Genomic DNA, 26,908 nt, shown 5'->3' on the forward strand with positions numbered 1-26,908 from the left:
TGACGGCGATATTTCAGCGGCCACCAGCAGTTTTGCCGACCGAAACCTTCTCGACGAAATCCGCAAAATCGGCCTGCGCCCTGCGCCGGGTTTCCCTGTCGCTGTAAAACATGTGTCCGCCGACATAGCACGCGGACTGCACGCGGTTGCGGATTTCCACGCTCAGGCTCCTGATGGCCTCCTCACGTCCCGCGCAGGTTCCATCGTACAAGCCCAACATGCTGAAAACGCGCATCTCCGGATTTTCCCGCATGGCACGCAAGAGCGGCAGGTCCGCTGGCGGCGCATGCCCCGCCTCTCCGAACTTGAACATCAGTGCCATCCAGTCCTTCGCGTAGCCGAACTGCGGCTCGACCTGCAGGGGGGCGGGGTGAAAAGCCTTGCCGAACGGTCCTCGGTAAAGGAGGTCGCTCCGGAAACCGAGATCGTCGCGGATATAGGTGTTGAAGATACGGGATGTGCCTTCCATCAAATCCGCCATTGGAGCCAGGCTCGGATCCTTCCATGGCATCCAATGCTCACCCGGCGCTCTTTTTTTGACAGCCATGCGGCTGTCGTAGCGGCCGAGTTCCAGCCCTCGCTCTGCCAGAAGATTGTCATGAAAGTCGTCACTGCCGATCGTGAGTGTTTTGGAATCAATATGTTTGGGATCGAGCCCCGTGATGCTCGCGAGACGCTCGAGAATTGCAGCCCGTTCCGTCGAGGAGAGCGTGTTGAGGCGCGCAAGCGCAGGCGCATAGGATGCACGCGCCCAGGCCTCGGCCTTGCTAAGCGCCTCTTGCTGGGACAGCGCTTGCAGGTCCGGGCCCATCTTGCCGTGAAAATGGGCGGCCGCCGCGAATTCGACGACATCCATCGCTTTTTCGAGGTGCGGCGGAGTTTTCTGACCCAGTTCCATGAAGCCCGAAATAAGCAGAACACCCGCGACATGTGTTCGGCGCCGTTCCAGCATGTCCGCCACGAGTTCGGCCCGGGTTGTCCCGTAGCTTTCACCCGCGAGGAGCAGCGGTGAATTCCATCTTTCGAAGCGATGAAGAAAGACGCGAATGAATTCGGCGACGGCTTCCGCGTCGCCGCGCGCCGTGTAGAGCGTATCGCGAAAGTCCTGGGTTGTCGCGCGGCTGAAACCCGTGCCGATCGGATCGACGAAGACAAGGTCGCTGCTGTCGAGCCAGGTCTCCGCATGATCGACGATCGCGGTCTCGGTGTGCGCGCCAAACTCGGGATAGGTGTCGCCCGTTATCACACGCTTAGGGCCAAATCCGACAATATGAACCTGCGCCGAATTCGATCCCGGGCCGCCGTTCCATAGGAAGGTCAACGGCCGCGGCGGTGATCCCTTCGGACGGTCGGCGATGTACGCCACGAAGAACATCGTGGCCATGCGCTCGCCGGTATCGTTGACGTACAGGGGGATTTGTCCGGCATGGGCCGTGTAGGATATCGGCATGCCGTTGCCGAGCCGAACCTTGTGTCGCGTGGAGACGATCTCATTCCCGTGGGGAGCGATTGCGGCGCGAATGTCGTCTTCGGGTTTGGCCGATGCCGCGCCGCCTGAAACGGCAATCAGCAGGCTGATAACATATGGAGACAAAAGTCTAAGCAAGGCGCCCCCCTCAAGAGGTCCTGACGGACCCACTTTTGGCTAACACGGATTCGGACATATATTCAACAATATGTTGAAATTTGCAACATGGTGTCTGATTGTTAGAAGGCGGCAAACAAGCGCGTCGGTCACGGAATGTCACAGTTTTCCAGTTTGCGCTTTGCAAGCCATCGATAGTAGTCAATTCCGGGGCCTTCAGTTGAGAAGCGGATATCCAGCATTTCATCTCCGCGTCGCACGGTAAGCTCGACGATGGGATCCAGTCTGATGTTCGAAGCACTGTGCGCGATCCGCTCCGTGACTCCCGTCCGTGACACGATCTTGTCGCCATTGCGCAATCCAGCGCGCGCAGCGGCGGAATTCTCGTCGAGTTCCGTTACGATAAAGGGCTCCGTCAGAAGTGTGTTTTCTTCGAAGCCGAGTATGGGGCGCCGCGTACCGTCGACCTTCACGCGCCGGAAGCAACTCCCGAAGGCATTGTCGGGGGGCGTGATGAGGCGGCCTGCCTGCATCGCGTCGAGATCTGCAGGGCCCTCGGGGCCGAGTTCGGCCAGGAGCAAGGTGCGCCATGATGCTTCGTCATAGGGCAGGCCGCTGTTCCGGCGTGCGAGCATTGCGCGCACGAGGTCGTCTAACGACCGCTTGCCGCCCGAGCGTGCGACGATCTTCGCATTGAGGTCAACGAAGTACATGAAGCCGCGATTGTATGGGACGGTTTGAATCGAGCGATCCGCCCAGCGAAGTCGTCCGGCTTCAACGATGGGTGTCGCCACGAAGGCATTGGTATAATAAGCATCCGTCATGACATTGATCTCGTGCAGGACGCCATCGATCCCCAACAGTCCTGCGCGATAAGGCGCACGAATCTTGTAGAACTCGGCAAGGCCTTCGCCAAACCAGGCATTCTGCCCGGAATCGCCAGCGAGGCTGCCTATGAAGTGATGAACCATTTCGTGCGTGAACATGGCCTTGCGCGAGTCGCCGCTGAGTCTGCCGGTTCCATATTCGAGCATGAAGCCGCCGCGCGTCGCGCCGCCGCCGTCACGGGGATTTGCAAAGGGACGCATCAACAGCGTGTACTGGTCTGCCTCAACATCCGGGAAATGGGACTGAAGGACGCCGAATGCCTGCGCGGACCATTGAAGCAGTGCGGTCGCCTCGAATGGAGGTTGACCGATCCAGTATGCCTTGAACCTGCTCTCGGGGGGGGGGCGTGCTGTGAAATTCTCCCGCCCAGCAGAAAGACGGTGTTGAGATCGGAAGGCGGGATGTCCATGGCGAGATTGCCTGGCCCGCTGGTCGTTACGCCTTCTGCTCCGGCCGGCAGGCCGTCGAGGGACCATGTCAAGGTGACATGCGCCTTGTCCTGGCGCTGTGCGGGAAGAAGAAGGAACGAGAAAAAGGCGCCTCCGAAGCCCCCATTGCTGCCGCGCAGATCATAAGAGGGGCCGCGCGGGCGTGGTGACATTGCGGGGGCCGCCGCCGCACGGTACTTCAGCGTAATCGGTCCATTGGTGGCGCGCAGCGGTGCAAAGACCTGAAGATCGAGGAAATGTCCGGCCGGTGATGCAATGTTCGTGAGCGCGAGCGGCAATGGCCCTTCGGCATCGCTCGCGCTGATGTCCCCGTTTGCATAGTTCTGGCCGCTGGTGGTTGCGATGCGGGACGGCACGCTGAATGCCGGTTCGCCCGAGCTCGCCACATAGCCTTGAAAGATCTGAACAACATCGACTGCGGCAATTTCGCCCGCTTTCGGAATCGGCGCCAGGGTGATGTCGATTGCCGGAAGCGGCTGAGCCACGGCGTTCGCGGCGGACAAAGCCACTGCCGCTGCCAGGGACAATCGTGCGCAGCAATATCTCTTCATAGCATTCGGCACCCGGCAGGAACGGCTCGACATCGCCATGTGGTTGACCATTGACAGTGGTTCCACATTCTGTTGAGTGATGCAACTTATTGTTGCTGTTGTTCGACCCGAGGGTCGCGGCATTCCGGAAGTGGGACGATTCAATGAGGATGTATCAGGAAGCCGAAGTGGAAGCTCTCCTCGACTATCGGGGCTGCATCGAAACGGTCCGCTCGTTGATGGCCGAACTCAGCGGCGACCAGAAGAAACAGCCCTTGAGGGAAATTCTGCATCTTGGCGCGGGAAAACTCTTTGCCCTGATGCCGGGGTTTTTGCCGAACGCCTCCGGTGTGGGTTGCAAGGTGATAACCGCCTATCCGGATCCCGGTCGGCCGGGGCGGTCGTCGCATCGCGGGGTCGTTACACTTTTTGACGAGGAGAATGGTAATATCCTTGCGGTCGCGGACGCGCACGCAATCACGGCGATTCGCACTGGCGCCGCGTCCGCCGTGGCCACGGATCTGTTCGCACGTGCCGATGCACGTCGCTTGCTCGTCATGGGCTGTGGCACGCAGGCGCGTTCGCATATTCAGGCAATTGCGCAGGTGCGGGATCTTGAAAGGGTGGAGGTCTGGGGGCGCTCGCTCGAGCGCGTCACGGCTTTCTGCAAGGCGTTGGGCTCCGAGATCGGCAGAGAATTGGTTCCGGTCGCCGATGCAGCCGACGCGGCGTCCAGGGCCGATATGATCTGCACCGTGACGAGTGCGCCGACACCAATACTCAAAGGGGATTGGGTGCGGCCAGGCACGCACGTGAACGTAGTGGGTTCCAGCCATGCGGGTCCGGTGGAAGTGGATAGCCGGCTGGTTGTAGACAGCAGGTATTTCGTCGACAGCAGAGCGTCTGCGCTTGCAGCGGCTGCAGAATTTCTTGTCGCGAGACAGGAGGGCCTCATTGCCGATGATCATATCGTGGCGGAAGTGGGCGATGTGCTCCTCGGGCGTTGCGAGGGTCGCCGAAATGAGGCCGAGATAACCATCTACAAATCGCTTGGCCACATCGTTCAGGATCTTGGCTCGCTGCGCTACGTTCATGAACGTGCGCAAGCGCTATCTGGTCATGTCCCGGTTTCGGGAGGCTGATGCAAACGGCGTGTTGCATCTTCGATTGATGCAGGTTCGCTTACTTAACAGGCATTGAGGGAGTCACGGGTCGTGCAGAAACTGTATCGGGTGGCGGTTATCGGGGGCGGTGTGGTGGGATGCAGCGTCCTGTATCACCTGACGAAGCTTGGCTGGACCGATGTGGTCCTTATTGAAAGGAAGGAGCTTACGGCAGGCTCGAGTTGGCATGCGGCGGGTGGGTTTCACGCGCTGAACAGCGATCCCGGCGTCGCACGGCTGCAGAGCTATACGATCGGACTCTACAAGGAGATCGAGGCGCTGTCCGGCCAGAGCGTGGGCATGCATATGACCGGCGGCCTGAACATCGCGGCGACACCGGAGCGGTGGGAGATATTGCGCGCTGATCAGGCCAGGCACAAGGTGCTGGGCATCGACACCGAACTCCTTGGGCCGGCGGAAATCAAGGCGCTTTGCCCGCTCGTGGACGTGACGGATGTGCTTGGTGCTGTCTATGACCCGCATGAAGGCCATGTGGATCCATCGGGGGCGACGTATGCCTACGCCAAGGCCGCCCGCAATGCTGGCGCGACCGTGCAGCGCCACACACGTGTCATGGACCTCCGGCCGACCGGACGCGGGACATGGCGGATCATTACCGACACTGGTGAGATCGAGGCCGAGCATGTGGTGAATGCCGGCGGTCTCTGGGCGCGTGAGGTGGGTCAGATGGTTGGCGTCAACCTGCCGCTGATCCCGATGGAACATCATTATCTTCTGACAGACGACATCCCAGAGATCGCAGCGCTGGAACGCGAACTGACGCTTATTCTCGACCTTGATGCGGAAATCTACATGCGTCAGGAGGGCAAGGGCATGCTCGTCGGCGTGTACGAAAAGCAGGCGACGCCCTGGGCGGTGAATGGTACGCCGTGGGACTATGGTGAAACCGAATTGCTCCCCCCGCAACTCGAGCGTCTCAGTGAAGAACTGCTCAAGGGTTATCAACGGTTTCCAGCCGTGGCTGAGGCGGGGATTCGCCGCATCGTCAACGGGCCTTTCACATTCACGCCGGATGGTAACCCGCTCGTCGGACCGGTGCGGGGCGTTCCGAACTACTGGTCTGCTTGCGGCGTCATGGCGGGCTTCGCTCAGGGCGGCGGCGTCGGTCTGACACTCGCGCAATGGATCATCAACGGAGAGCCGGAAGGCGACGTCTATGCGATGGATGTCGCGCGTTTCGGGGACTATGCGACTCAAAGCTACGTGATCGACAAGGCCAGGGAGTTCTATTCCCGGAGGTTCGCCATCGCATATCCCAACGAGTACTGGCCCGCAGGCAGGCCCTGCCGGACAAGCGCCCTCCACCGCGATCTTGAACAGAAGAATGCGGTGTTCGGGGTCAGTTACGGTCTTGAAATTCCGCTCTTCTTCGCGCCGGCTGGTGAACAACCTGTCGAAACGCCGAGCCTCTCCCGCTCGAACGCGTTTCGGATCGCCGCCGATGAGGTCGCCGCAGTCAGGGGCGGCGTCGGTATTTTCGACAGTTCCTCGTTCGGGAAGTACGAATTCAGTGGCAAGGACGCCGCCCGCTTTCTCGACAAGCTGCTCGCCAACCGTCTTCCCGGTACCGGCCGTGTTCGCCTTGCGCCGTTGCTTTCAGACACGGGACGTCTGATGGGTGATTTGACCGCGTTCAAGCTGGCGGAGGACCGATTTGTCCTCATGGGCTCAGGATATCTTCAGAACTGGCATGGACGGTGGTTCGAAGCGCAAGGCGACGGCTATCAGTTCGTGTTCCGAAATCGATCCGACGACTGGCAAGGTGTGGTGATTGCAGGTCCGAGGTCGCGCGAGCTTCTCCAGAAAGTAACGCGCTCAGACGTGTCCAACGATGCTTTTCCGTTCCTGTCGGTCCGGAACATGGATGTTGGCTTCGCGCCCGCAATTGTTGCCCGTCTTTCCTTGTCGGGCGAGCTGGCGTACGAAATTTACACGCCGGCAAACCATCTTCCTTCGGTCTACCGCCTGCTTTTCAAAGCCGGGAGGGATCTGGGGCTGAGAGATTTCGGCCTCCAGGCCTTGAATTCGATGCGTCTTGAAAAGTCGATTGGCATCTGGTCGCGCGAGTACAGCCGCGACTACACAGCCGCGGAGGCAGGCCTTGAACGGTTCGTGGACTTTACGAAACCGAGCTTCATTGGTCGAGACGCTGCGCTCCGCGCGCGGGAACACACGCCTCCGCGCAGGCTGGTGACATTTGCTGTTGATGCCGATGGCGCGGACGCATCGGGATACGAACCGATCTGGGCCGGCGACAACCATGTCGGGTTCGTGACTTCGGGTGGTTTTGGCCATCGTACCGGAACGAGTATCGCCATGGGATATGTCGACACTGCGGTTCTGGATCAATTGCCTGAATTTGAAGTGTCGGTTCTTGGTGTCCGCCGAAAGGCCGTGGTTGCTGAAGAGCCTCTTTACGATCCCAAGAATATCCTGCCGCGGAGTTGATAGCGATGAACATGCACGATGTGACGTCGGCTCCGGAGAGCGCGGGCCTTTTATCGGACCTCATAGCCCGTCAGCAGCCGGGCTGGTCACTGGCGCAGCCGTTCTATCTGTCTCCAGAGATCTATGTGATCGAACGAAAGGGCTGGCTGGCGGATCAATGGTATCTGATCGGTCATGCAAGCGAACTTCCAACGCCGAAATCGGTGATTGTACGCGAATTACTCGGTGAACCGATTCTCATCGTTCGGGATGAGGACGGTACCTTGCGCGGCTTCTACAATGTCTGCCGCCATCGGGGTTCGCGCCTTTGCTCTGAAGATGGGCGGGTTTCCAATCTACTTTGCCCGTACCATGCATGGACCTACCGCTTTGATGGAGCGCTGCGTTCGGCGCCGTCCATGCCCGACACGATGGACCGTTCGGCATTTCATCTGCAACGGATCAACGTTGCCGAAATCGGAGGGCTTGTCCTCGCAAGTCTGAGCGGCAGTTTGGATGCTGTCGACAAGGTGCGAGCGCAGGGAGAGGATCTCCTTGCCTATCATGGTCTTCCAAACGCGCGCATCGCATACCGGAAGAGTTATCCGACGCACGCCAACTGGAAACTGGTGATGGAGAATTTCTTCGAATGTTACCATTGCCTTCCAAGTCACCCGGAATTCAGCTCCGTCATGAATTTCGTCAGTGTCATCGGCAAGGTGCCGAGTGCCGCCGCCGCGGAAAAATGGGAGAAGGAGGTCGCGGAGTGGAGCGAAGGACGCGCCAACCGCGAGTGCCCCATGCCGGACTTTGGTTCGGACTTTAACAAGGTTGCCGATTCGAACACATATCGCCTGCCCATAGGCAATGGTCACTTGACGGCATCGCGGGACGGGCAGCCCGTTGCGCCGCTCATGGGCGGGCAGAAGGCATTCGACGGGGGCATGAGCGGCTTCCGCATGGAGCCGTTTGTGAATGTCGTCGCTTACAACGATCACGTCCGACTGATCCATTTTTTGCCCAAGGGACCTGAGGAGACTGATGTCTCGATCACATGGCTTGTCGATGCCGACGCGGCGCCCGACGATATCGATATCGATCGAATGATCTGGCTCTGGGATGTTACGACGGTGCAGGACAAGAAGATCATCGAGGAGAATGCCGCGGGCGTGCGCTCGCGCGCTTATGCCAGCGGTCCGTACTCTCCGCTCGAGTCGCTCGCATCCGGCTTTGTCCAGACCTATCTGGACGGTCTGCGCGGGAACCTCTGATCATGGTCATTTCCAATCTTTCCCTGTTCCTGCTGCTCGGCATCTCCGGACCGGCACCGTCCAGCGCTGGCGAGCTTTCAGTTGCCCTGCAGCCTCAGGTGGAAGCGGACGGCGATATAGCGGAAATCGGAATCGAGGAGCGCTTTCGACCGGATAAAATCGTTCCGGGCGAGCCGCTTCTCGAGTTGAGGCACGTGTATTCGAATGTCCCGACCGTTGCCCGGCAGATCGAGGTGCAGGCATGGGATGATCTCGGCTTGCTACCCCTGGTCGCGCGTGACAGCGGCGAAGGGACCTCAGGCAAACGGGAGTGGTTTCCACTGCGTGAGGGTTCGGGCGCCGTTCGTGTCCGCTATTCCGCGCCGGTGACCGCTGAAAATGCGCCTATGGGTGCGGCGCCGCCGATCGAACTTCGCAGCGAGGCAGGCACGGTTTCGGGGTCCGGGTCGACGTTCCTCGTACGCCCTGCGTCAGGCGACTTCAAGGTTCGCATTGCGTGGGATCTCGCACACATGGGCTCAGCGTCGGGGCTCACGACGATCAGCGATCAAATTCCGGTGAGATCACCGGGTGTCACGTTCGACACGTCCTATTTCATGGCAGGTCAATTCCACCGCCACCCCTTGGGTCAAAGCACCAACGGCTTTTCGGCGGCTGTTCAGGGAAAGCCGCCTTTTGAGGCGCAGCCCGTCCTTGCCTGGATGGACGGCCTGTACGACCGCTATCTTGAGCTCTTCGGGAAAGCGTCGGCTCCCTATGCCGTTTTCATGCGCCGCAACGTCGTAAACCCCGGTGGAGGTATGGGTTATGATGGCGGGTTCGTGGTTACATACGGCAACACGATGGATACGGCAGACATCGAGGATCTGAAGTCGACCATCACCCACGAGATGTTCCATACGTTTCAACCCATGATGATCTCCGGTGATTCTCCTGGCGAAAGCCTGGCGAGCAGCTGGTTCAATGAGGGATTGGCCGTCTTTTATCAGGTGGTGTTGCCGCGCCGGTTTGGACTGGACGATGCCGACGCGTTTCTGCGTCAGCTGAACTTTGCGGCCGGTCGCTATTATACGAATGTCATGGCCAACCTCCCGGAGAGCGAAGTGCCTGCCGGGTTCTGGGCGGACACGCGCATTCGCACTCTGCCTTATGATCGTGGATTCCTGTTTTTTGCCGCCATCGATGCGCGTATTCGTGAGGTATCCGGTGGAAAGCGTTCGCTTGACGACCTCATGCTCGAATGGCGGAGGCGGCAGGATGCCGGACAGCCGGTTACGAAAGCGTTGGTTGAGGAGCTTCTCGCCCGCGAGCTCGGGCCTGATGGTCCGCGTGAGCTGCAGCGGGTATTGGCAGGCGGTTCGCCTTTGCCGCCCTCCAACGCATTCGGTCCGTGCTTCCGCCGCGTTCAAAAATCGCTGCGCCGTTATGAATTGGGTTTCGCACCGAAGGTGCTGACCGAACCGCGCCGCTTTGTTCGTGATCTCGTGCCGGGCTCAGCCGCTGAACGTGCCGGACTGCGGAATGGCGACGAGATTCTGAAGCCGGTCGGTCAGGATCGCATCCAGGGGGATCAGGAAGGCATCCTATCGCTCCTGGTGAGCCGCGGCAGCGAACAGAAGACAATCAGCTACAAGCCGCGAGGGGAAACGGTTCGCGCCTGGCAATGGGAAAAAGTTGCAGATCGCGGGCAGCAGTGCAGGTGAGGCCGAGTGGTCCCGGTAAGTTTTCAGGAAGTGAGCTGCCGCCAGTGGGTCTGTTCAGGCGTCGATAAACAGAATTTGCGGAGTTCGGTCCATGTCCAGTCTATTCAGTCCTCGCCATTTGTGTCTTGCAGCGAGCACCTTCCTTCTCGCTGCCCTCCATGGTCCAGCTGCAGATGCAGGTACTCAGGACATTCCTGATCCTGGAGTTCTGACGGCAGTCGCAGCCAAACCGGCGAGCGTGAAGGGAGAGTTCGTACTCATCAGCGTCGGTGATCTGATCAACGCGCGTCCAGTCGTTCCGAATCCGCATTCCGAACTTGCAAGGTTGATCGATATCGTCAAGGCCGGGGACGTGGCTATTGGAAATCAGGAAGGTATATTTTTCGATCTCGATACGTTCAAAGGCCATGCGCCGGGAAGCCCCTACAACCTTCGGGGAGAACCAGAACTGGCCGAGGGTCTGAAGTCCATCGGAATCGATATGGTTTCGACTGCCAACAACCATGCGAGCGATTGGGATACTGCGGGCCTCCAAGCGATGACAACGCTGCTCGATGATGCCGGCGTGGTGCATGCCGGAGATGGCAAGATGCTGGCGGATGCTCGTGCGGCTCGCTATTTTGAAACGCCTAAGGGTCGTGTTGCGCTCATTGCCACGGCATCGACCTTCAAGCAGGGGGCGCGCGCACAGGATGCGATGGAAACGGTTCCGGCGCGGCCGGGAATCAGCACACTTCGGCTGCGCAATGTAAAGATTGTCTCGGCCGCAACCATGGATCACCTGCGCGCTGCGGGTGCTCGTGAGGGTTCAGGCGGAAAACTTGTCTTGGAAGCAAATACGCCTGCAGGGCCGGTTTCTCAGTATTATCGGATGGGACCGGAACCACGCCTTGCTTACGAGATGAATACGTTTGATCATTTCGCGATCCTCAATGCAATCAGAGAAGGCAAAGCGGCGGCAGATCTTGCGGTTTTCACAATCCACGCGCATGAGAACGCGAGATCGGTCGACGACACCGCGATGCAAGATCCTGCAGATTTTCTCGTTCGACTTTCACGCGAGGCGATCGACGTCGGAGCGGATGTCGTGATGGCGGGCGGCCCGCACTCCATGCGTGGAGTCGAAATTTATAAGGGAAAGCCGATTTTCTATGGGCTCGCCGTCTTCCTGTTCAACGGCAACGTCGTCCTGACGCAGGATCAGAAAACGGAACACTACGGTTCCACGGCCAAACGTGATCCGAACAACCCTGCGGACGGTGCGTTTCGGATGCCGGAGAGCTGGGATGACGGCTTCACTGCAGCGACCACGTTTCAAGACGGCCGGCTCAAGGAAGTTCGGCTTTATCCACTGGATCATGGCCGCGTGGAAAACTCCAGTCGTCGGGGCACGGGTTTGTCTTCACCGACGCGTTCCAGAAAAATCCTTGAATCTCTGCAGGCGTTCTCGACTGCTTACGGCACGAAGATATCGATTGAAGGGTCGGTTGGTGTCATCCGGCCATAGTGTCGGCGGCATTCCGTCCAGGATTTGGCGAGTATTGGGGGAGGTTTGATGCGCTTTTTTGATCTACGCTGGGTTGTCGCAGTTGGTGTCTTGTTTGCGACACCGGTATCGGCGCAAGATTCTGCGCAGCCGGTCAAAACAATCGATCGTGATCCATACTCCGATATCTTCTTCAAAACTCTACCGCTTCGTCCCCTGACGTTAAGCGGGACGGGTGGCCGAAACTACACTACGGATCAGAAGGCAACGATCGGCGGGCGCACTTTGAAATATCGCACGACGTTGGCTGAAGTCATTCTCCGCGACGCCGGTGGGCGCCCCATGGCCAGCGTCTTTTCGACGAGTTATGTGTCTCAGTGGCGGGGCGAGGCTACGCGACCTGTTCTTTTTGCGTTCAATGGCGGTCCAGGCGGTTCGTCATCCATTGCAAATTTCGTTTTCGGGCCTTTGCGTCTGAAATCCGAGGCTCCGGAAAAGCTGCATGATCCGGATAACGGTGTAGAGGCCAATCCTCTTTCACTTCTGGACGTCGCGGATCTGGTTTTTATCGATCCGGTTGAAACGGGGTACAGCAAGGTGCTGCCCGGCATCGAGGACCATCCGTTCTTCACGCTGGATGGCGATGCCGAGCAGGTCACGGCGGTTATTCTTCAATGGTTGCGCGACCATCAACGGCTGGGGTCGCCGGTTTACATTTTTGGGGAGAGCTATGGGAGCTTGCGCGCCGTTGCGGTGGCGAGAGATCTCGCGCGCAGCGAGCCGGCCGTGGTGGCAAGGGGTGTCATTCTCGCAGGTACTTCGCTGACACTCAGCGGATGGGGGCGGGCATCTAATCCTATGCTCCTCGCCAATCGGGTTCCGATGATGGCGTCCGTTGCGCATTACCATGGTATGATCGACAATACGGGTCAGACGTGGGATCAAGCTGTCGAACGTGCTCGAAAATTTGCATACCAAGATTACCTTCCCGCTTTGATGAAGGGTACATCCCTGACACATGAGGAATTTGATCGGACCATCTCTGCGTTGCCGGGAATTATCGGGGTTCCTGAGCAGCATTTTCGCGCGGGTGGAAAGATCACAGTGTCCGATTTTAATCGGGAGTTGCTGAAGCACCAGAATCGTGTGCTGGATTCCAACAATGGACTCTTCACGCATGCCAAGGATTATGTGTCGCCGCGAACATATGAAGCCTTTTCGGCTGCTTATGAAAGGAATATTGCATCTCGGCTTGGTGCGAAAGGTCTGGGAAAATATCTGGCAATCAATCCCAACCTTTTTTCCCGTTGGGAAAGCAAGATGTCTGGTGCGCCGACCATGGATGTCACACTTCGACAACTCGTTGACCAGCATCCGAATTTGCGCGTTCTTGTTATGCAGGGTCGTTACGACACACTTACCGATCTCGGTACGACTGAATTCATGATGGCGCAGTCGCAGGTTCCCCAGGATCGTTACAAGATTGCGTATTACGACGGCGGCCACAGCATCATTCCCGTGCCAGAAGCGATCGAGCCGATCCGTGAGCTTCTGTCTCGTTGACGGTTTAGATCATGGTTATGAAGCAATTTGCCAAGCGAAGGATGAAAGTTGTGGAGCTAAATCGTCACCTCACAGCTTTGATTTTGACGCTTGGGCTGGCTTTGCAGAGTGGACCGGCAGGTGCTTTCTCTCCGTTTGAAGGAAATTCCGCAGATCTCGTAACTTTACCTGCGCTGAAGGCTTTCGTTTCAAAACATCGTATCTCCATTGGTAGGACGCAGCTTGATTTCACTGCGACGGCCGGCGAATCCTACATTTACGATGATCGTGGCGAGCCGATCGCCACGATGTTTTCCTATGCCTTTACAAAGGATAAGGGCGACCCATCGCGCCCGGTCCTGTTTATCGTGCCGGGTGGGCCCGGAAACGCTACGGAGGCCGGTGTGTCCTCCTTCGGCCCATGGCGGATTGTCCGGCCATCAGAGACAGCGAGCGGTTTTCCGCGTAGCGTTCCGCCCGTTTCGATCGAGGACAATCCCAACAGCCTTCTCGACGTAGCCGATCTCGTATTCATAGATCCGGTTGGAACCGGTTACAGCCGCATTGTCGGTAAAGGCAAGCCCGAGCAGTTTTACGGTGTAGATGTGGACATCGACATATTCGCCCAGTTTGTGGAGCAATGGCTGGTACGGAACAATCGCTGGAATTCGCCGCGATACTTGACGGGCCAGAGTTACGGCGGTTTGCGCGCCGCGATTTTTCCACGCGCTTTCAATGGCGATGTAACAACGGGTATTGTAAGGGGCATCACGTTAAACGGCGTGATTCCCGTTGTGAATTCGCTTTCATTGCCCGGGTGGGGTGCAGAAGGTCTGGATCCAGTGCTCACTGCAGCCACGACGTTCCCGAGCTATGCTGTCGCCGCGTGGTATCACAACAAAATCGACCGGAACGGGCGGTCTCTGGAGGCCTATCACGAGGAAGCTTATGCATTTGCGGTCGGCGACTATGCAGCCGCGCTGAAAAAGGAGGCCACGCAAACGCTGACTCAGACCGAACGGGCCAAGATCGTTGCGAGACTGGCGATGTTCACTGGGCTTCCGCATGAGACGTTCGAAAGGAAGCTCTCCCTCGATGTCATGGAATTCAGCAATCTGCTTTTGGCAGATCAAGGTCTTCGCCTCGCGGCCTACGACAGTCGTGTCACCATTCCCGCGAAGCTGGCTGGTCCTGACCCTGTCGGCGACGACCCTTCGCTTGCGCGTGAATTCCCAATCGAGATTGCCGGTTTTCGCATTGTGGAGCAGCAAAAGCTTCGCATGACGATGGGGCGACCGTATATTGCTCAGGATTTTCGAAACGTCGGGATGAAATGGGAGCGCAAACGTCGACCGATGGTGCTCGGAGGCGATAATTTCAAAACGCAGGCCGAGGAGCTTGGCAGCGCAATGGCTGTAAACGATGACCTGCGGGCTCTCATTGCGGTGAATTACTTCGATATGGTCATGCCGACAGCACAAGCCCGGCTTGCCGTGGAACTCGCCAAGCTTCCAGAAGATCGGACATCAGTAAATTTTTATCTTGATGGCCATTCGTCTACCGGCGGTGCCGCAGCGACAAAACTGGCTCAGGATATGCGCGCCTTCATTCGCGGGACGGTCGCCGGCGCGCGTTAGGCTCTCGACGACACGATGACTATTGAACTGCGATTTGCAGAACATCGGGATATCCTGTCGCGTGACATGGCTGTACATGTCTGGACACGTCGGTTGCGTGAAGCAGTGCTGTCGGTAAAACGCGTGCGCCACGCTTGGATATCACTGATCGAGGCGGGCTTCAAACAGGGCGGATGTTTCGAAGGCGCTGTCCACACCTTAATGCGCTGCGGCGCTTAGGACGGACCTTCGAGGCCGAGCAGCGTCCGGTAGCCGCCTTCGATCATCCTGCGTGCGCTGCGAAGGACGCGCTGGATGCGCAGCCGCATGAAGCGCGAGCCGTCGCTCCAGCGTTCGTCCGCCGCCGCGCGTCCGTAGAGCAGTCCGGCAATGTCGCGGTGCGAGGCGCCTGCTTCCTCGGCATCATGGGCGCGCAGCATGGCCTCGAGACGTGCGGCGCGGCGGAGCGGCGGCCAGAGCCGCCTGCCGGGCGCGCCGCTCAGGCGTGCTGCGAACCGGCGGAGCGTCAGCAGTTGGGGTGCCATGCCGCCTGCGCCGTCGACGGCGAACAGCGGCCGGATGGGTCCGGAGAAAATGGTGCCGCCGATGACATCGATCCGAAGATGCCCTGGGCCTGCGGGGATGAGCAGGCGCTCGGCGTCAGGTTCGACGAGCACGGCAATGTTGCCGTCCAGCGCCAGCACGTCGATGCCGTCAGGGGACGGCTCGGCGTGCATGGCCACGACATGGGGATCGGCATCGCTTCGCCAGAAGGCAAGCGCCTGCGCGGCGGGTCGTGCGGGGTCTTCCGCGAAAATGCAGCCCCCAAGCGGCGGGTATCAGTCCATGGATGTTGTCCTTGCCCGTCGGCGACGCGGCCTCGGCGGCCATGCGCCTGTAGGCGGGATCACGCCGCAAAAATTCCCAGGCGAAACCATGTGCATCCAGTCCCGTCATGCCACTGAGCACCATCGCGGCGATCCTTACGGCTGCGTTACAAGCGTCAGGAAGGGACAAGCGGGCACCGGCGTCGACCCTTCGATCAGAGGGTCGACGCCGGCAGGGGCATCGTTCAGCTGGAATCGAGCGCTGCAACAAGCCGTGCGATGGCTTCGGCAAGCCCGGCTTCGACCTCGGTAACGCCGATACCGAGGTGCTCGGCGATGGCGTCGTAAGGCCAGTCATCGAGCGCACGGGCGAGTATGTCGCGAAGCGGCGCGGGAAGCGCGCGAACGGCGCTCCGGTAGCGATCCTGATCCATGGCGGCTTCCTCCTTGCCGCGCGGCACGCGCTGCGGGCGGCAGGTCGGAGGTCGGGCGGACCCGGACGGCGCACGCACCGGGAACCGGCCGAAGCGTCAGCGGAGGACCCGCCGGGGTTGCGGGTGCGGGCCGGGTCCGCCATTGGACCTGCAACCGCCCGGCGCGGACCGATGCCGCCATGATCCGAGAGATGGCTGGAAAGATTTCGCCTGCCGTGATCGTGTTCATGTATGTCTTCTGCATTCTGCTGCAGGAACGAATGTCGAAGAGGTGTAAGGAGGTAAAATACAGAATTAAGGGGTGGATTTGTATATCGCGATGATTTCGATATCTTGACTTGCGTTTATTCAGAACTGTGAGATCATTCGTTCGGAATGGTCTGTCATTCGAGTCGATTGTCTTTCGATCGCTCATCAAAATGGACGGACCGCGTGTGCCGCTGGTGTGGAGTTCGTCATGGTGGCGACGTTCGATTTCGGCGTCCACGAGGAGGGCTTCCGCAGCGCGCGCAGCCCGGAGTTGGTTGCCGAGCTGCTCACGGCCGCAGCGCACGATCTCGGGTTTGAGCAGTTCATGATCGGCCACCATGTCGATCCCGTCGCGCCGCCGCGTTATACATTCCAGCTGTCGAACTATCATCCCGACTGGGTCGAGCAGGCTATCCTGAAGCGACACTTCGAAGTGGATCCGGTACATATCGCGGTCATGCGAACGGCATCAGGCCTGCAATGGAGCGAGGTGCCGCGACTGCTGCGGCTGTCGCCCCGTCAGTCCAGGATTCTTGAGCGGGCGCAGGCGTACGGCCTGTGCGCGGGCTATACGGCGGCGTTCAACGTTCCCGGCGAGCCGCGCGGTAGCTGTTCGTTCGGCACGCGTTCGCCCGAGCGGCTGCGCCGCAACGCGTTGCCAATCGCGGCGTGCATCGGCGGCTATGCGTTCGAAGCGATGCGCCGCCTGGTCCAGCCGGCGGACGGCGGTCCCGCGCCGCCGCCGGCACTGTCGCAGCGCGAACATATTGCGCTGATCCGTGTCGCGCAGGGCAAGAGCGATATCGAAATCTCGATGATGGAAAAGATCGCGCCGAGCACCGCGCACGAGCGCGTCGAGAACGTCCGGCGCGCCTACGGCGGCGCGGTGCGACCCTATCTCGTCGCCCGCGCACTTTACGACGGGCAGATTTCGTTTCGCGAAATCTTCGAGTCCTGAACCGCCCGACTCCTGGCGCATCGCACACCAACCCCCTGATCAGCGGGTCGCACATTTGCTCGCCGAGAGGCGATCCTTGCCGCTTGGGAGGCAAGGTGTGTGGCGGACGGCGTGGACAGCACAATCGACGAGGCGGCCTGCCGCTGGCACGATGCGTTGCTGCGCGACGGCTACTGTATCATTCCGGACCTTGTCGGGGAGGACGCGGTCGCGGCACTTTCTGCCGATCTTGATCCCGTGTTCGAACGGACGCCCTTGTCCGAGGGCCTGTTCTACGGAAACGCCACGCGGCGCTTTCACGGGCTGCTCGCGCGCACGCCGCATGCGGCTGCGTTCGTCGGCCATCCGCTCATCCTCGCGATCGCGCGCGCTGTGCTGACGGAATGTGACGCGATCCAGCTCAACCTGACGCAGGCGGTCGAGCTGATGCCGGGCGCGCCGATGCAGCCGCCGCACCGTGACGAGGAGATGTGGCCGCTGCGCACGCCCGGTGTCGAATATCTCGTCAACGTCATGTGGCCGTTCGTGCCGTACACGGCCGGGAACGGCGCGACGCTGGTCTGGCCGGGGAGCCACCGCCGCGAGCCGGAACCGTCCGAAGCGCCGGTCGCGGCTAAGATGAGGCCCGGCGCAGCCTTGCTTTTCCTCGGCTCGACGCTCCATGGCGGCGGCGCGAACCGGTCACCTTACCCTCGCCGCGGCATGATCGTCAGCTACAGCCTCGGCTGGCTGAAGCCCTACGAGCTGCCATGGCTCGCCTATCCGCCGGCGGTGGCACGCACCTTTCCGAGGGAGATCGCCGCGCTTGCGGGCTACCGGGCGCACCGTCCCAATCTCGGGACCTGGGAGGGGCGCTGCCCATCGTTCCTGCTCGGGTGCGTGTCGGCGCAGCCGCCTGGCGCGTGCGATACGCTGCGGCCCGAGCAGGAGGCCGCAATCCGGGCGTTCATGGACATGCAGCAGGGACTGGTCCGGCAAGAGCCGCGCTGACGGGCTTGCCGCCAGCGGTGCATTGGGTCTAGGATTCGAGATGACGCGGCGAACGCAGGCCGGCCGCGTTGCAGGATGTCCTGCACGGCATCATGAAGTTTCGGCCTGACGGCCGGAGCATGCGCGGCGGCTTCTGGCGGCAAGCGCTTCCGCTGACCCCCGACGCAGCGCCTGCAGGCGCTGTAGCGTGCCTGCCGCGCGGGTTTCCATGGAGAATGACGAGGCGCGACGATGTGCGCCGGATACGGACGCGCTCTACCGGCGCGAGGCAACGCGGCTTGCGCGCTTCTTTCGTCGCCGACGCACTGCCGAAGAGCCGCAGGACCTTGTGCATGATGCCTTTGTCCGCCTGATGAGTGCGGCTACGGTACGGCCGGTACCGGAACGCCCGGCCGCCTATCTGCAGCGTATCGCTTGCAATCTTCTCGTCGACTGCGCGCGCCGTGCCGCCGTGCGCGGCGAGACGGTGTCTCTGCAGGCGGACAGCGCCGCGCTGGCCCACGCGCCTGAGCAAACCCATGCCATCGAGGTTGAAGACGTGCGCAGACAATATCGCGCCGCGGTCGACGCACTCCCGCCCCGCACGCGGGAGGTGTTCCTGCTGCACCGGGTCGAGGACCTTACCTACCGCCAGATCGCCGAGCGGCTCGGTATCGGCATTCGCACCGTCGAGTGGCATATCGCGGAAGCGCTGGTGCGAATCGGGGAGTCGCTGGACAGGCCATGACGGATCCGTCTCAGGGAGCAGGGGATGCGCTGCGGCGCGAGGCGGCGCGCTGGTTCGCGCGCATGCGCGGGCCGGGTGCGGAGCGCTGGCGCGCGGAATTCGACGTCTGGTTCGCCGTGCCGGAACACCGCGCCGCCTATAACCGCGCAAGCGAGGTGTTCGGGCTCGGCAAGCTGCTGCGCGATGAAGGCGGTTTCGTGGAGCTGCCGCGGCGGGCATTCGCGCGAAACGTCGTTGCCGGGACGGCGGCAGCAGGCCTGCTTGGCGCTGGCGGGTGGCTGGCGCTCGCCGGGCGCGGGAGACAGGACGGTATCGTCGCGACGCGCCGCGGCGAGATCCGCGCGGTGGTGCTCGCCGACGGCAGCACGGCGACGCTCGATACCGAAACCCGCCTTGCACTCCAGATCGGCGCGGAGCGCCGTGTGACGCTGGTGCATGGCCGCGCGCGCTTCGTGGTCGCGCCCGACCCGCGCCGGTTCGTGGTGACGGCGGGAACGAGCACGGTCGTGGCGCATGGCACGGTGTTCGATGTGACGCGTGAGGCGGGCGGCACCGCGGTCGCGCTCCTCGAAGGCCGGGTCGAGGTCGCCGATGCCGGCACTGTGCTTCCGCTGGCGCCTGGCGAGGGAATTCGCCGCGAGGCCAGCGGCGGTCTTGTTCGCGAGCGCGCGGCCTCGCGTGATGCCGAATGGCCCGCCGGTATTGCGGTGTTCGAAACGGCACGGCTTGCCGAGGTGATCGGCACCGCCAACCGCTACGGGCCTGAGATGCTCGTTCTTGCCGGGCCAGACCTTGCCGACCTCAAGGTCTCGGGACGCTTTCGGGTGAACGATCCCCGTCTGCTCGCGCCGCGCCTTGCGCGGATGTTCGGGCTTCGCGTCGAGGCGGAACGCGGCGTCATTCGGCTAACGCGCGCCTGATGCTGCGGGCGCGTTCCCGAAGATATTTTTCGTCACCGCACCCCGTGTAGGGCGCGCTCTCCACGTCGAACCTTCCTGAACGCCGCAACCACGCGGCGCGCAGGGAGGGGGAGTTATGACGACAGGACGAAAAGCCTTGGTGCTGGGCATTGCCGCGGCGTGGGTATTGGTCGCGCCCGTTGCAGCAGCGGAACCGATTGAATTCGCGGTTGCGGCCCAGCCGCTCGGAACGGCGCTGACAGAGGTCGCGCGAACGGCGGGCCTGGAGGTGATGTTTCCGGCCGATGCCGTCGTGGGCCGGCGTGCGCTGGCGATCAGCGGACGCCGCACGCTTGCGGACGCGCTCGACCTGCTGGTGGCAGGGACCGGCCTCACCGCGACGATCGAGAACGGAACCATCGTCGTCCGGGAAGGCGGCGAGATCGTGGTCACGGGAACGCGCATCCGCGGCGGCGCAATCGCCTCGCCGCTGATTTCGATTTCGGGCGCGGACATGCGCGCTGCCGGCCATTCGTCGCTGACCGAAGTTGCCGCGGCGCTTCCCCAGAATTTCGGGGGCGGTCAGAATCCCGGTATCGGCTTCAACGTGCCGCTGGCAAGCGGCGAGAACGTCGGCTCGGGAACATCGATCAACCTGCGCGGGCTCGGCCAGGATGCGACGCTGACATTGCTGAACGGGCGGCGGCTGTCGTTCGGGGGCAATCGGCAGGCGATCGACGTTTCGGCGATCCCGGTCGCGGCCGTCGATCGCCTCGAGATCGTCGCCGACGGGGCCTCGGCGCTGTACGGCTCCGATGCCGTTGCCGGCGTCGCCAACATCATCCTGAAGCGGGACTATGAGGGTTTGACGACGTCGGCGCGCTTCGGCGCTTCGACCGACGGCGGCAATGCGCAGCAGCAATACGGGATCGTCGCCGGGACGCGCTGGGCGGGCGGGGGTCTCATCGCGACATACGACTATGGCCGCCAGTCAGCGATCCTGTGGCGGCAGCGCGACTATAGTGCGGATGTAAACTACGGCCTGTCGCTCTATCCCGAGCTTTCGCATCATAGTGTCGTAGCCAGTGGCCACCAGGCGCTTGGCGACCTTACGGTCGCGCTTGATGCGCTCTACAATCGTCGCAGCGAGCGGCGTATCTATGCCGTGCTGGCGGACCCTGCGTATCCGACATTCGCTGTGCCGGGGCGGACAGAAAGTCTCTCGATCGCTCCCTCGCTCAAGATGGATGCCGGACGCTGGTCGCTCGGCGTGTTCGCGACCTACGGCTTCGATCACACCCGGTACGGGACCGACATGCTGTCAGGCGGGACGGTAACCCGCACCTTGCGCGGCTGCTATTGCAACACCGCCTGGTCGGCGGAAGCCAATGCGGACGGGCCGCTGTTCGTCCTGCCTGCGGGAGAGGTGCGCGCGGCGTTCGGCACTGGATACAGGGTCAACGATTTCCACGCCTATCGCACGGTGGGTCCAGTGCAGGACATCGATGTCTCGCAGGACACCTACTACGCGTTCGGCGAGCTCAGTATTCCGCTTGTTTCGCCGACGCAGGGTTTGAGGTTCGCACATCGGCTCGAACTGAGCGCTGCGCTTCGCTACGAGAATTATCCAGGCGTAGACAAGGTCACGACGCCGCGGCTCGGGCTTGTCTACGCCCCGACGCGCGATATCGACCTCAAGGCATCGTGGGGGCGCTCGTTCAAGGCGCCGACGCTCTGGCAGCAGCATAGCGGACAGATCGTCGACCTGCGGCCCGCGTCGACGGCGGGCGGCATCGGCCTCCCTGCATCGGCGACGGTGCTGACCGTATTTGGCGGCAATCCGGGGTTGAAGCCTGAACGCGCCTCGACGTGGTCTGTGAGCGCGGCGTTACATCCTGAAGCCTTGCCCGGAACGTCGGTCGAGATCAGCGGTTTCGGAATCGACTACGACGAACGGATCGTAACACCGATCACGCAATATGCGCGCGCACTGTCGAATCCGGCCTTTGCCGAATTCGTCGTCAGCAATCCGTCGGCAGCGGATATCGCTGCCGCATTCGACGGCCGCGAGTTCGTCAACCGGGCAGGTGTTCCCTACGATCCGTCGAACGTCGCAGCGGTGATCTGGAACGCGAACGTCAATGCCGCCTGGCAGAAGGTACGCGGTATCGACGTCGCCGTGCGTCAGCGCTTCGAACTCGGCGTGGATACGGGGCTTATTCTCAGCGGGTCGGCGACCTGGATGAAGAGCCGGCAGAAGGTCAGTGACGGGCAACCGGAAATGCGGCTCGCAGGAACGGCTTTCAACCCGCCAAAATTCAGGACGCGGGCTGGCGCGACTTATGCCGCACCCGAATTCGATCTGTCGGCGTTCGTCAATCACGTCGGGGGTGTCGATCAGACACGCATTGTTCCTGCCGAACGCCTGCACGGCATGACGATGGTTGATCTCAGCTGGGTGTATCGCCCTTCGGGATCGGGTGTGTTTCGAAACCTCGTGTTCAGTGTGTCCGTTGCGAATGTTCTGAACGCGAAGCCCGACACGTTCAGGCCCGACTACGTTCTCGATGCCCCTTACGACTCGACGAACTATTCGGCGCTTGGCCGTGTCGTGAGTGCCGGAATCAGCAAAAGCTGGTGATTGTCCTTCGCCGCAGCGGAACGGAGCTTTCGCTGCGGCCTACCGGAGTTTTTCATGCATTATCATCGATTTCCCGGCTGCACGCCGCCGCTCGCAGCCTGTCTTGCCGTTCTCCTGATGGCAGGTTGCGCCGCGCGCGCAGCGACACCGATCGACTATGCCGATATTGCCGAGATCAGAACGATTGATGGTCTGACCGTCTCTCCTGACGGCCGCTATGTCGCGTACCGCGTCGTCTCGCCGTCTGTCGCTGCCAATCATATTACGGAGCAATGGTACCGCGTGCCTGTGGACGGCGGCGAGCCGGAGCGCCTTGGTGACGCGGCCGAGCCGATCGTGATGCCGCTGCACGATGTGGTCGAGGATCCCGTCAGCCAGTGGAATGCTGACGGCAGCGCGCTCTACGTTCGCCGGCTCGAAGGGGCGGCAATCGAAGTGCACCGCCTTGCGTCGAGCGGCGTGTCGCAGCGGGCGGTTGTCGATGCGGCGGACGTCGAGCGCTTCACGATCGAGGGCAACATCGTCCGCTATCAGGTGCGCGCGCCGCGTGCGGAGATTGATGCCCGCCAGGCCGACGAGGCGCGTCGGGGCGTGCATTTCGGAACGGACGTGTTCACCGAAGGGCTGCCGATGACGCGGAGCGTTCCAATCGGAACGCGCGAGACCTCGATCCGTCGCACCGGCGCGATCGGACCGATCGAGGCTTTCGCCGGACCACTGCGCGACAAGCAGGCGGTCATCGCGGAGCTGGGCGCGCCCAGCGCGGAACAGCGCACGATCAATCCCTCGCTCGATCTTCGGGGGCCGATTGCCCTGCCGGGTGGTCTGAGGCTCGTTCTCGAGACACGCGTGCCGAGTGATCCACTCTGGGGGAGGGACTTCCGATCGGACCGGATCACAGTGCTTCGCGCGGATGGACGCAGGCTTGTCTGCAGTCACGATGTCTGCACCGGTGCGCCGCGGCAGCTGCGGTTCATCTCGCCAAGCCGGACCGGTGAAGTTGTATTCGCCCGCGCCGACCAGGCCGGCCGCATGGTGCTCCATGGCTGGACGCCGGCGACCGACCGCCTGCGCACGATCGCGGAAATCAGTGGCTCGATTGACGGCGGTATTCGCTATACGCGTCCACACTGCCCGCTGGCCGGAAACAGTCTTTTGTGCGTCGAAGCGGGGCCTGTGCAGCCGCCGCGCCTCGTGCGCATCGACCTCGCCACGGGCGCGGTCACAGCGCTTGCCGATCCGAATGCCGTGCTTCGCGCCAAGCCGCACCTGGCACCGAAGTATCTGTCATGGACGGACGGCAAAGGGCTCAGCGCGGCGGGTCTCCTGATCCTACCGGAGAACGGCACGGGACCGGTTCCGCTTGTGATTACGACGACGGCGTGCCGCGGCTATCTGCGCGGCGGAGCCGTGCCGCTTGCTCCCGAGCAGATTCTGGCGCGCCATGGCATTGCAGCGCTGTGCGTGAGTGCGAGCGACGAGGGCGGAAACGCGCGCGGGCCGGACGGGAAACCCGTGCCTCTGGCCCTGCATGAGACTGCGCTCTCGGCCTATGCGGCGATCATCGAGAAGCTCGCTGGGGAAGGGGTCATCGACCCGAAGCGGGTGGCGCTCACGGGGCACAGTTTTGGCGCGATCATCACGACGCATGCGATTTCGCACACGAACCTGTTCGCGGCTGCCGTGATCGGCACGGGCATCACCACCGACCCAGCGGTGTTCACGATCTCGGCGCCGCACGCGGACTCGCCGCGCGCGATTTCGTTTCACGGCACAGGTCTGCCTGCGCCCGAGGACGATCCGAAGGGCATATGGAAGTCTGTATCGCCGTCGCTCAATGCCGGCCGGATCCGTGCGCCTCTGCTGATCCAGCCCCCCGAGGACGAATGGCTGATGGCGCTGCCGCTTTTTTCCGCGATCGACCGCAGCGGCGGCACTGTCGACATGTACGTCTATCCGAAGTCCGGCCACATGCTGCAGCGCTATCCGTCGCATGAGTCCTGGCGCCTGCGCCGTTCGGTCGAATGGCTGGTCTTCTGGCTGCTCGGCAAGGAAATCCCCGATGCTGCGACGGCCGATCAGTATCGTCATTGGCGCGTGCTTCGCGATGAGAGGAATGCGCGGCGCGATGCGTCTAATGTGCCCAACAGCGAGCCCAGCTCTCGGCATCAACAAGGCTCATGATCTGCATGTAGCGAACATCGGAGACCGGACGCGGATCCCGCGTATACTGAGCGATCGCCGCCCGGTCGATGAGGCCATTGGCTGCGAGGAGACCATCGCAGAGCATTTCGCGGATTTGCCGCCGTCTGCTTTCGAAGAGCGACATGACGAAGCTGGCCGGCGTGCCTTTGGAGCGTCGTTCGAGAACGGCCGGGGGTAGAACATCGCGAAAGGCCTCGCGGGCGACGGCGCGGTCGCGCCCGCCGCGCACCCACATCCAGGTCGGAATGCGCAGGCACAGCTCGACAACGGGCTGCGCCATCAGGGGAAAGATGCCTGGGAGTTGCAGCGTGCGGCCAACCGGATCGAGGTGGTTGAAGATACCGAGGATCCAGGCGACGTGCGCGGCCTTGCCCGGGGGCGTCCCAGGGGGCGGTATCAGCCAGGGATGGAGCGGCAGCGCGGGCGCGGCGGCCATGCAATCCGTGCTGAGAAACGGATTGGCGAGTACGGGCAGTGGCCTGGCCCCGCGCCAGGCATTGCGGACGCCGCGGACAAGAACGGGTCCGAGCGGGCTTCCGGTGAGGCGGGCGACATCGCGCGCGGTGCGCCCCAGATTCGTCGGTGCGGCCTTGGCGAGAATCCGGTCGGCGAGGGGGGAGGCGGATCGAAGCGCGCAGAACACACTGTCGCCGCCGCCACCGCTCATGAACGCGGCGGCATGGTGTTCGGAGGCGATCGCCAGCTGGATTGCGTCCGAGGACTGGCTGAACGCACGCGTCGATGGTCGCGGCAGGGGGGCGGCTGCCGAATATTCGAGGTTGACGTGATCCGGACTTTCGAACGCCTCGACAAGAGAAATGGCAAGCCCATGGGCGAGAGCACGCGCGTGAACGCGCTCGTCGCCGTCCGGCTCCCGCGTGGCGAGCGTGACGGCGGTGATATTCGCGCCGGCATGCTTCAGCGCCGCAGCGACAATCGAGGAATCCAGTCCGCCCGATACTCCAAGGACGACATCGGGAAACTTTGTGACCCAGGCCTGGACGACGTGCTCGACCGTGTGGCGTAATTGTTCGGCGGCGATCGTTTCCGATGGAATCGGGCGCTGCGCGGCGGCGAACGTCCATGGGGACCAGAGGGTTTCCGGAACGGCGTGTGGATCGAGCTGCCAACATGTTCCCGGCACGGGTTCGAAGATGTCTGCGAGGCATGTCGCGGGGCTTCGCCTGCCGCCGCTTGCAAGAAAGCCGGCAAGATGCGGCCAGTCGATCTCGGCTGCGCCGACGCACGTCAGCAGCTCGGCGTCGGACGCGGCGAGGCATACGCCGTCGACGTGCCGGACATAGCACGGGAGCATGCCGGAGGGGTCGCGCGCGAGGACAAGTCCACGTGGCGTGTCGGAGAGTTGGATATAGCTCCCCCAATTTGGGAAATCGGGTGCCTCCGCGACCCCGTCCAAGCCCGTCCAGGGAAAGGCATGGCCGATCGTCAGCGTCTTTCCCGTCGCCGACAGGGCAATAGGCATGTCCGTGCTGAGAATGACCGCCGACCCGAAGGCCTTCATACGGACGTTTGCCGACAGGGAGGATTTCGCGCTTCGGGCGATGGCGCTGCCCCGCTCGATATCGGCCGAGCTGATGATGAGGTAGCGGCCCGCGCTCATACGGAAAAGATGGGCGCATAGAGCCTGACGATATCAGCACGGTCTCCGATCACGCGATCGCCTGCCTGTACCCAGGCATGCGCGCGGAACGGGTGCAACGAGAGCCCGATAACAAGATCGCCTGGCACGCCTTTCCGGAGCATCATGCGGAGGATTGCGGCGGCGCGGGGAAGGCACTGGTCCTGCCGTGGGAAAATCCTGTCAAAGAGCCGGATGAGCGCGGCGATTTCTCCGAGATGGGTTTCCGGTGAGGACGAGGGCCGGATAGCAGTCTTGCGCCGCGGTATGTCGTCGATGATGGCCTGTAGGGATAAGCGTGCACATTTTTGCGCCGATACACGTTCAGCAAGCCCGCGCGGGATGTCGGAAAGACGCAGCCGTGCCGCCGGCCATTCGCCGGTGGGGGGCACGACGGAACAGGGCGGGGGTATCTCGCAGTGGGGAGCAGGCCGGATGATGTCGAGATTCTGGAGTTTTTCGGTGGCCTGCGCGTGTTGGGACGCGATGTCTCCGTGCGCGGCTGCCACGAATGCACGCGCTGCTGAGCCCTTGAGGCAGAAATAGCGGTCGGCCGGAAGGTCGAGGAAGAAGACGTGGTCTTCGATGTCACGCCAGTGAAGACCGGGGCGGAGGGAGAATGTCATGGCTGATCGGTTCGGAAAGCCGGCGCGCGCTT

At 61.9% G+C, this 26,908-nt stretch carries 22 protein-coding genes; 14 read left to right on the forward strand and 8 right to left on the reverse strand.

Going from position 1 to position 26,908, the window contains the following annotated elements:
* Positions 1-13: 13 nt before the first annotated feature.
* From ACE3TJ_RS16380 to ACE3TJ_RS16390, 3 genes are all read right to left on the reverse strand, one after another.
* Positions 14-1,606 (reverse strand): hypothetical protein, encoded by a 1,593-nt coding sequence (locus tag ACE3TJ_RS16380; protein ID WP_374598042.1) that lies wholly within the window; start codon positions 1,604-1,606, stop codon positions 14-16.
* Positions 1,607-1,734: 128 nt separating this feature from the next.
* Positions 1,735-2,676, reverse strand: coding sequence for a hypothetical protein (locus ACE3TJ_RS16385; protein WP_374598044.1), 942 nt, complete (start codon positions 2,674-2,676; stop codon positions 1,735-1,737).
* On the reverse strand, positions 2,673-3,524 hold the full coding sequence (locus tag ACE3TJ_RS16390) for a hypothetical protein (RefSeq protein WP_374598046.1): 852 nt from the start codon (positions 3,522-3,524) through the stop codon (positions 2,673-2,675). The genes ACE3TJ_RS16385 and ACE3TJ_RS16390 overlap by 4 nt, the downstream gene beginning before the upstream one ends.
* 92 nt (positions 3,525-3,616) lie before the next feature.
* Between ACE3TJ_RS16390 and ACE3TJ_RS16395 the strand changes: the two genes are divergently transcribed.
* The 8 genes from ACE3TJ_RS16395 (at position 3,617) to ACE3TJ_RS16430 (ending at position 14,921) form a co-directional block, all read left to right on the forward strand.
* Positions 3,617-4,594 (forward strand): ornithine cyclodeaminase family protein, encoded by a 978-nt coding sequence (locus tag ACE3TJ_RS16395; RefSeq protein WP_374598048.1) that lies wholly within the window; start codon positions 3,617-3,619, stop codon positions 4,592-4,594.
* Between the two features lie 72 nt (positions 4,595-4,666).
* Positions 4,667-7,084 (forward strand): FAD-dependent oxidoreductase, encoded by a 2,418-nt coding sequence (locus ACE3TJ_RS16400; RefSeq protein WP_374598050.1) that lies wholly within the window; start codon positions 4,667-4,669, stop codon positions 7,082-7,084.
* Between the two features lie 5 nt (positions 7,085-7,089).
* Entirely contained in the window at positions 7,090-8,334 is a 1,245-nt protein-coding gene (locus ACE3TJ_RS16405) for an aromatic ring-hydroxylating dioxygenase subunit alpha (protein ID WP_374598052.1), read from the forward strand.
* Between the two features lie 2 nt (positions 8,335-8,336).
* Positions 8,337-10,037 carry a peptidase M61 gene (locus tag ACE3TJ_RS16410; RefSeq protein WP_374598054.1) on the forward strand — a complete coding sequence of 567 codons (1,701 nt, stop codon included), beginning with the start codon at positions 8,337-8,339 and terminating at the stop codon, positions 10,035-10,037.
* A 91-nt stretch (positions 10,038-10,128) separates the two neighbouring features.
* Positions 10,129-11,544, forward strand: coding sequence for a CapA family protein (locus tag ACE3TJ_RS16415; protein ID WP_374598056.1), 1,416 nt, complete (start codon positions 10,129-10,131; stop codon positions 11,542-11,544).
* A gap of 48 nt (positions 11,545-11,592) precedes the next feature.
* Positions 11,593-13,086, forward strand: a complete 1,494-nt coding sequence (locus ACE3TJ_RS16420; RefSeq protein WP_374598058.1) for a hypothetical protein — start codon at positions 11,593-11,595, stop codon at positions 13,084-13,086.
* 11 nt (positions 13,087-13,097) lie between these two features.
* A complete protein-coding gene (locus ACE3TJ_RS16425; protein WP_374598060.1) occupies positions 13,098-14,702 on the forward strand; it encodes a hypothetical protein in 1,605 nt (534 codons plus the stop codon).
* Between the two features lie 15 nt (positions 14,703-14,717).
* Complete coding sequence (locus ACE3TJ_RS16430) at positions 14,718-14,921, forward strand: hypothetical protein (protein ID WP_374598062.1); 204 nt, start codon at positions 14,718-14,720, stop codon at positions 14,919-14,921.
* Here ACE3TJ_RS16430 and ACE3TJ_RS16435 read toward each other — a convergent pair.
* The 3 genes from ACE3TJ_RS16435 to ACE3TJ_RS16445 form a co-directional block, all read right to left on the reverse strand.
* Positions 14,918-15,418 carry a DUF2285 domain-containing protein gene (locus tag ACE3TJ_RS16435; protein WP_374598063.1) on the reverse strand — a complete coding sequence of 167 codons (501 nt, stop codon included), beginning with the start codon at positions 15,416-15,418 and terminating at the stop codon, positions 14,918-14,920. The two genes, ACE3TJ_RS16430 and ACE3TJ_RS16435, sit on opposite strands and share 4 nt — an antisense overlap.
* The gene (locus ACE3TJ_RS16440; RefSeq protein WP_374598065.1) at positions 15,396-15,653 is read right to left on the reverse strand and encodes a transcriptional regulator domain-containing protein; all 258 of its coding nucleotides are present in this window, start codon (positions 15,651-15,653) and stop codon (positions 15,396-15,398) included. Before ACE3TJ_RS16440 ends, ACE3TJ_RS16435 begins: the two co-directional genes overlap by 23 nt.
* A 100-nt stretch (positions 15,654-15,753) precedes the next feature.
* On the reverse strand, positions 15,754-15,942 hold the full coding sequence (locus ACE3TJ_RS16445) for a sigma factor-like helix-turn-helix DNA-binding protein (RefSeq protein WP_374598067.1): 189 nt from the start codon (positions 15,940-15,942) through the stop codon (positions 15,754-15,756).
* A gap of 457 nt (positions 15,943-16,399) precedes the next feature.
* Here ACE3TJ_RS16445 and ACE3TJ_RS16450 point away from each other — a divergent pair, with 457 nt between their 5' ends.
* The 6 genes from ACE3TJ_RS16450 (at position 16,400) to ACE3TJ_RS16475 (ending at position 24,590) form a co-directional block, all read left to right on the forward strand.
* Positions 16,400-17,149 (forward strand): autoinducer binding domain-containing protein, encoded by a 750-nt coding sequence (locus ACE3TJ_RS16450; protein ID WP_374598069.1) that lies wholly within the window; start codon positions 16,400-16,402, stop codon positions 17,147-17,149.
* Positions 17,150-17,260: 111 nt separating this feature from the next.
* A complete protein-coding gene (locus ACE3TJ_RS16455) occupies positions 17,261-18,139 on the forward strand; it encodes a phytanoyl-CoA dioxygenase family protein (RefSeq protein ID WP_374598071.1) in 879 nt (292 codons plus the stop codon).
* Between the two features lie 208 nt (positions 18,140-18,347).
* Positions 18,348-18,866, forward strand: coding sequence for a sigma-70 family RNA polymerase sigma factor (locus ACE3TJ_RS16460; RefSeq protein ID WP_374598073.1), 519 nt, complete (start codon positions 18,348-18,350; stop codon positions 18,864-18,866).
* Entirely contained in the window at positions 18,863-19,786 is a 924-nt protein-coding gene (locus ACE3TJ_RS16465; protein WP_374598075.1) for a FecR domain-containing protein, read from the forward strand. The genes ACE3TJ_RS16460 and ACE3TJ_RS16465 overlap by 4 nt, the downstream gene beginning before the upstream one ends.
* Before the next feature lie 115 nt (positions 19,787-19,901).
* Positions 19,902-22,406, forward strand: coding sequence for a TonB-dependent receptor domain-containing protein (locus ACE3TJ_RS16470; RefSeq protein ID WP_374598077.1), 2,505 nt, complete (start codon positions 19,902-19,904; stop codon positions 22,404-22,406).
* Between the two features lie 54 nt (positions 22,407-22,460).
* On the forward strand, positions 22,461-24,590 hold the full coding sequence (locus ACE3TJ_RS16475) for a prolyl oligopeptidase family serine peptidase (RefSeq protein WP_374598079.1): 2,130 nt from the start codon (positions 22,461-22,463) through the stop codon (positions 24,588-24,590).
* Here the strand turns inward: ACE3TJ_RS16475 and ACE3TJ_RS16480 are convergent.
* The gene (locus ACE3TJ_RS16480) at positions 24,541-26,232 is read right to left on the reverse strand and encodes an asparagine synthase-related protein (protein ID WP_374598081.1); all 1,692 of its coding nucleotides are present in this window, start codon (positions 26,230-26,232) and stop codon (positions 24,541-24,543) included. The two genes, ACE3TJ_RS16475 and ACE3TJ_RS16480, sit on opposite strands and share 50 nt — an antisense overlap.
* A complete protein-coding gene (locus tag ACE3TJ_RS16485) occupies positions 26,229-26,876 on the reverse strand; it encodes a lasso peptide biosynthesis B2 protein (RefSeq protein WP_374598083.1) in 648 nt (215 codons plus the stop codon). Before ACE3TJ_RS16485 ends, ACE3TJ_RS16480 begins: the two co-directional genes overlap by 4 nt.
* Between the last annotated feature and the right edge of the window lie 32 nt (positions 26,877-26,908).

The sequence above is a fragment of the Sphingosinicella sp. genome, from assembly GCF_041916975.1.
In the GTDB taxonomy this organism is placed as follows: Bacteria; Pseudomonadota; Alphaproteobacteria; order Sphingomonadales; family Sphingomonadaceae; genus Sphingosinicella.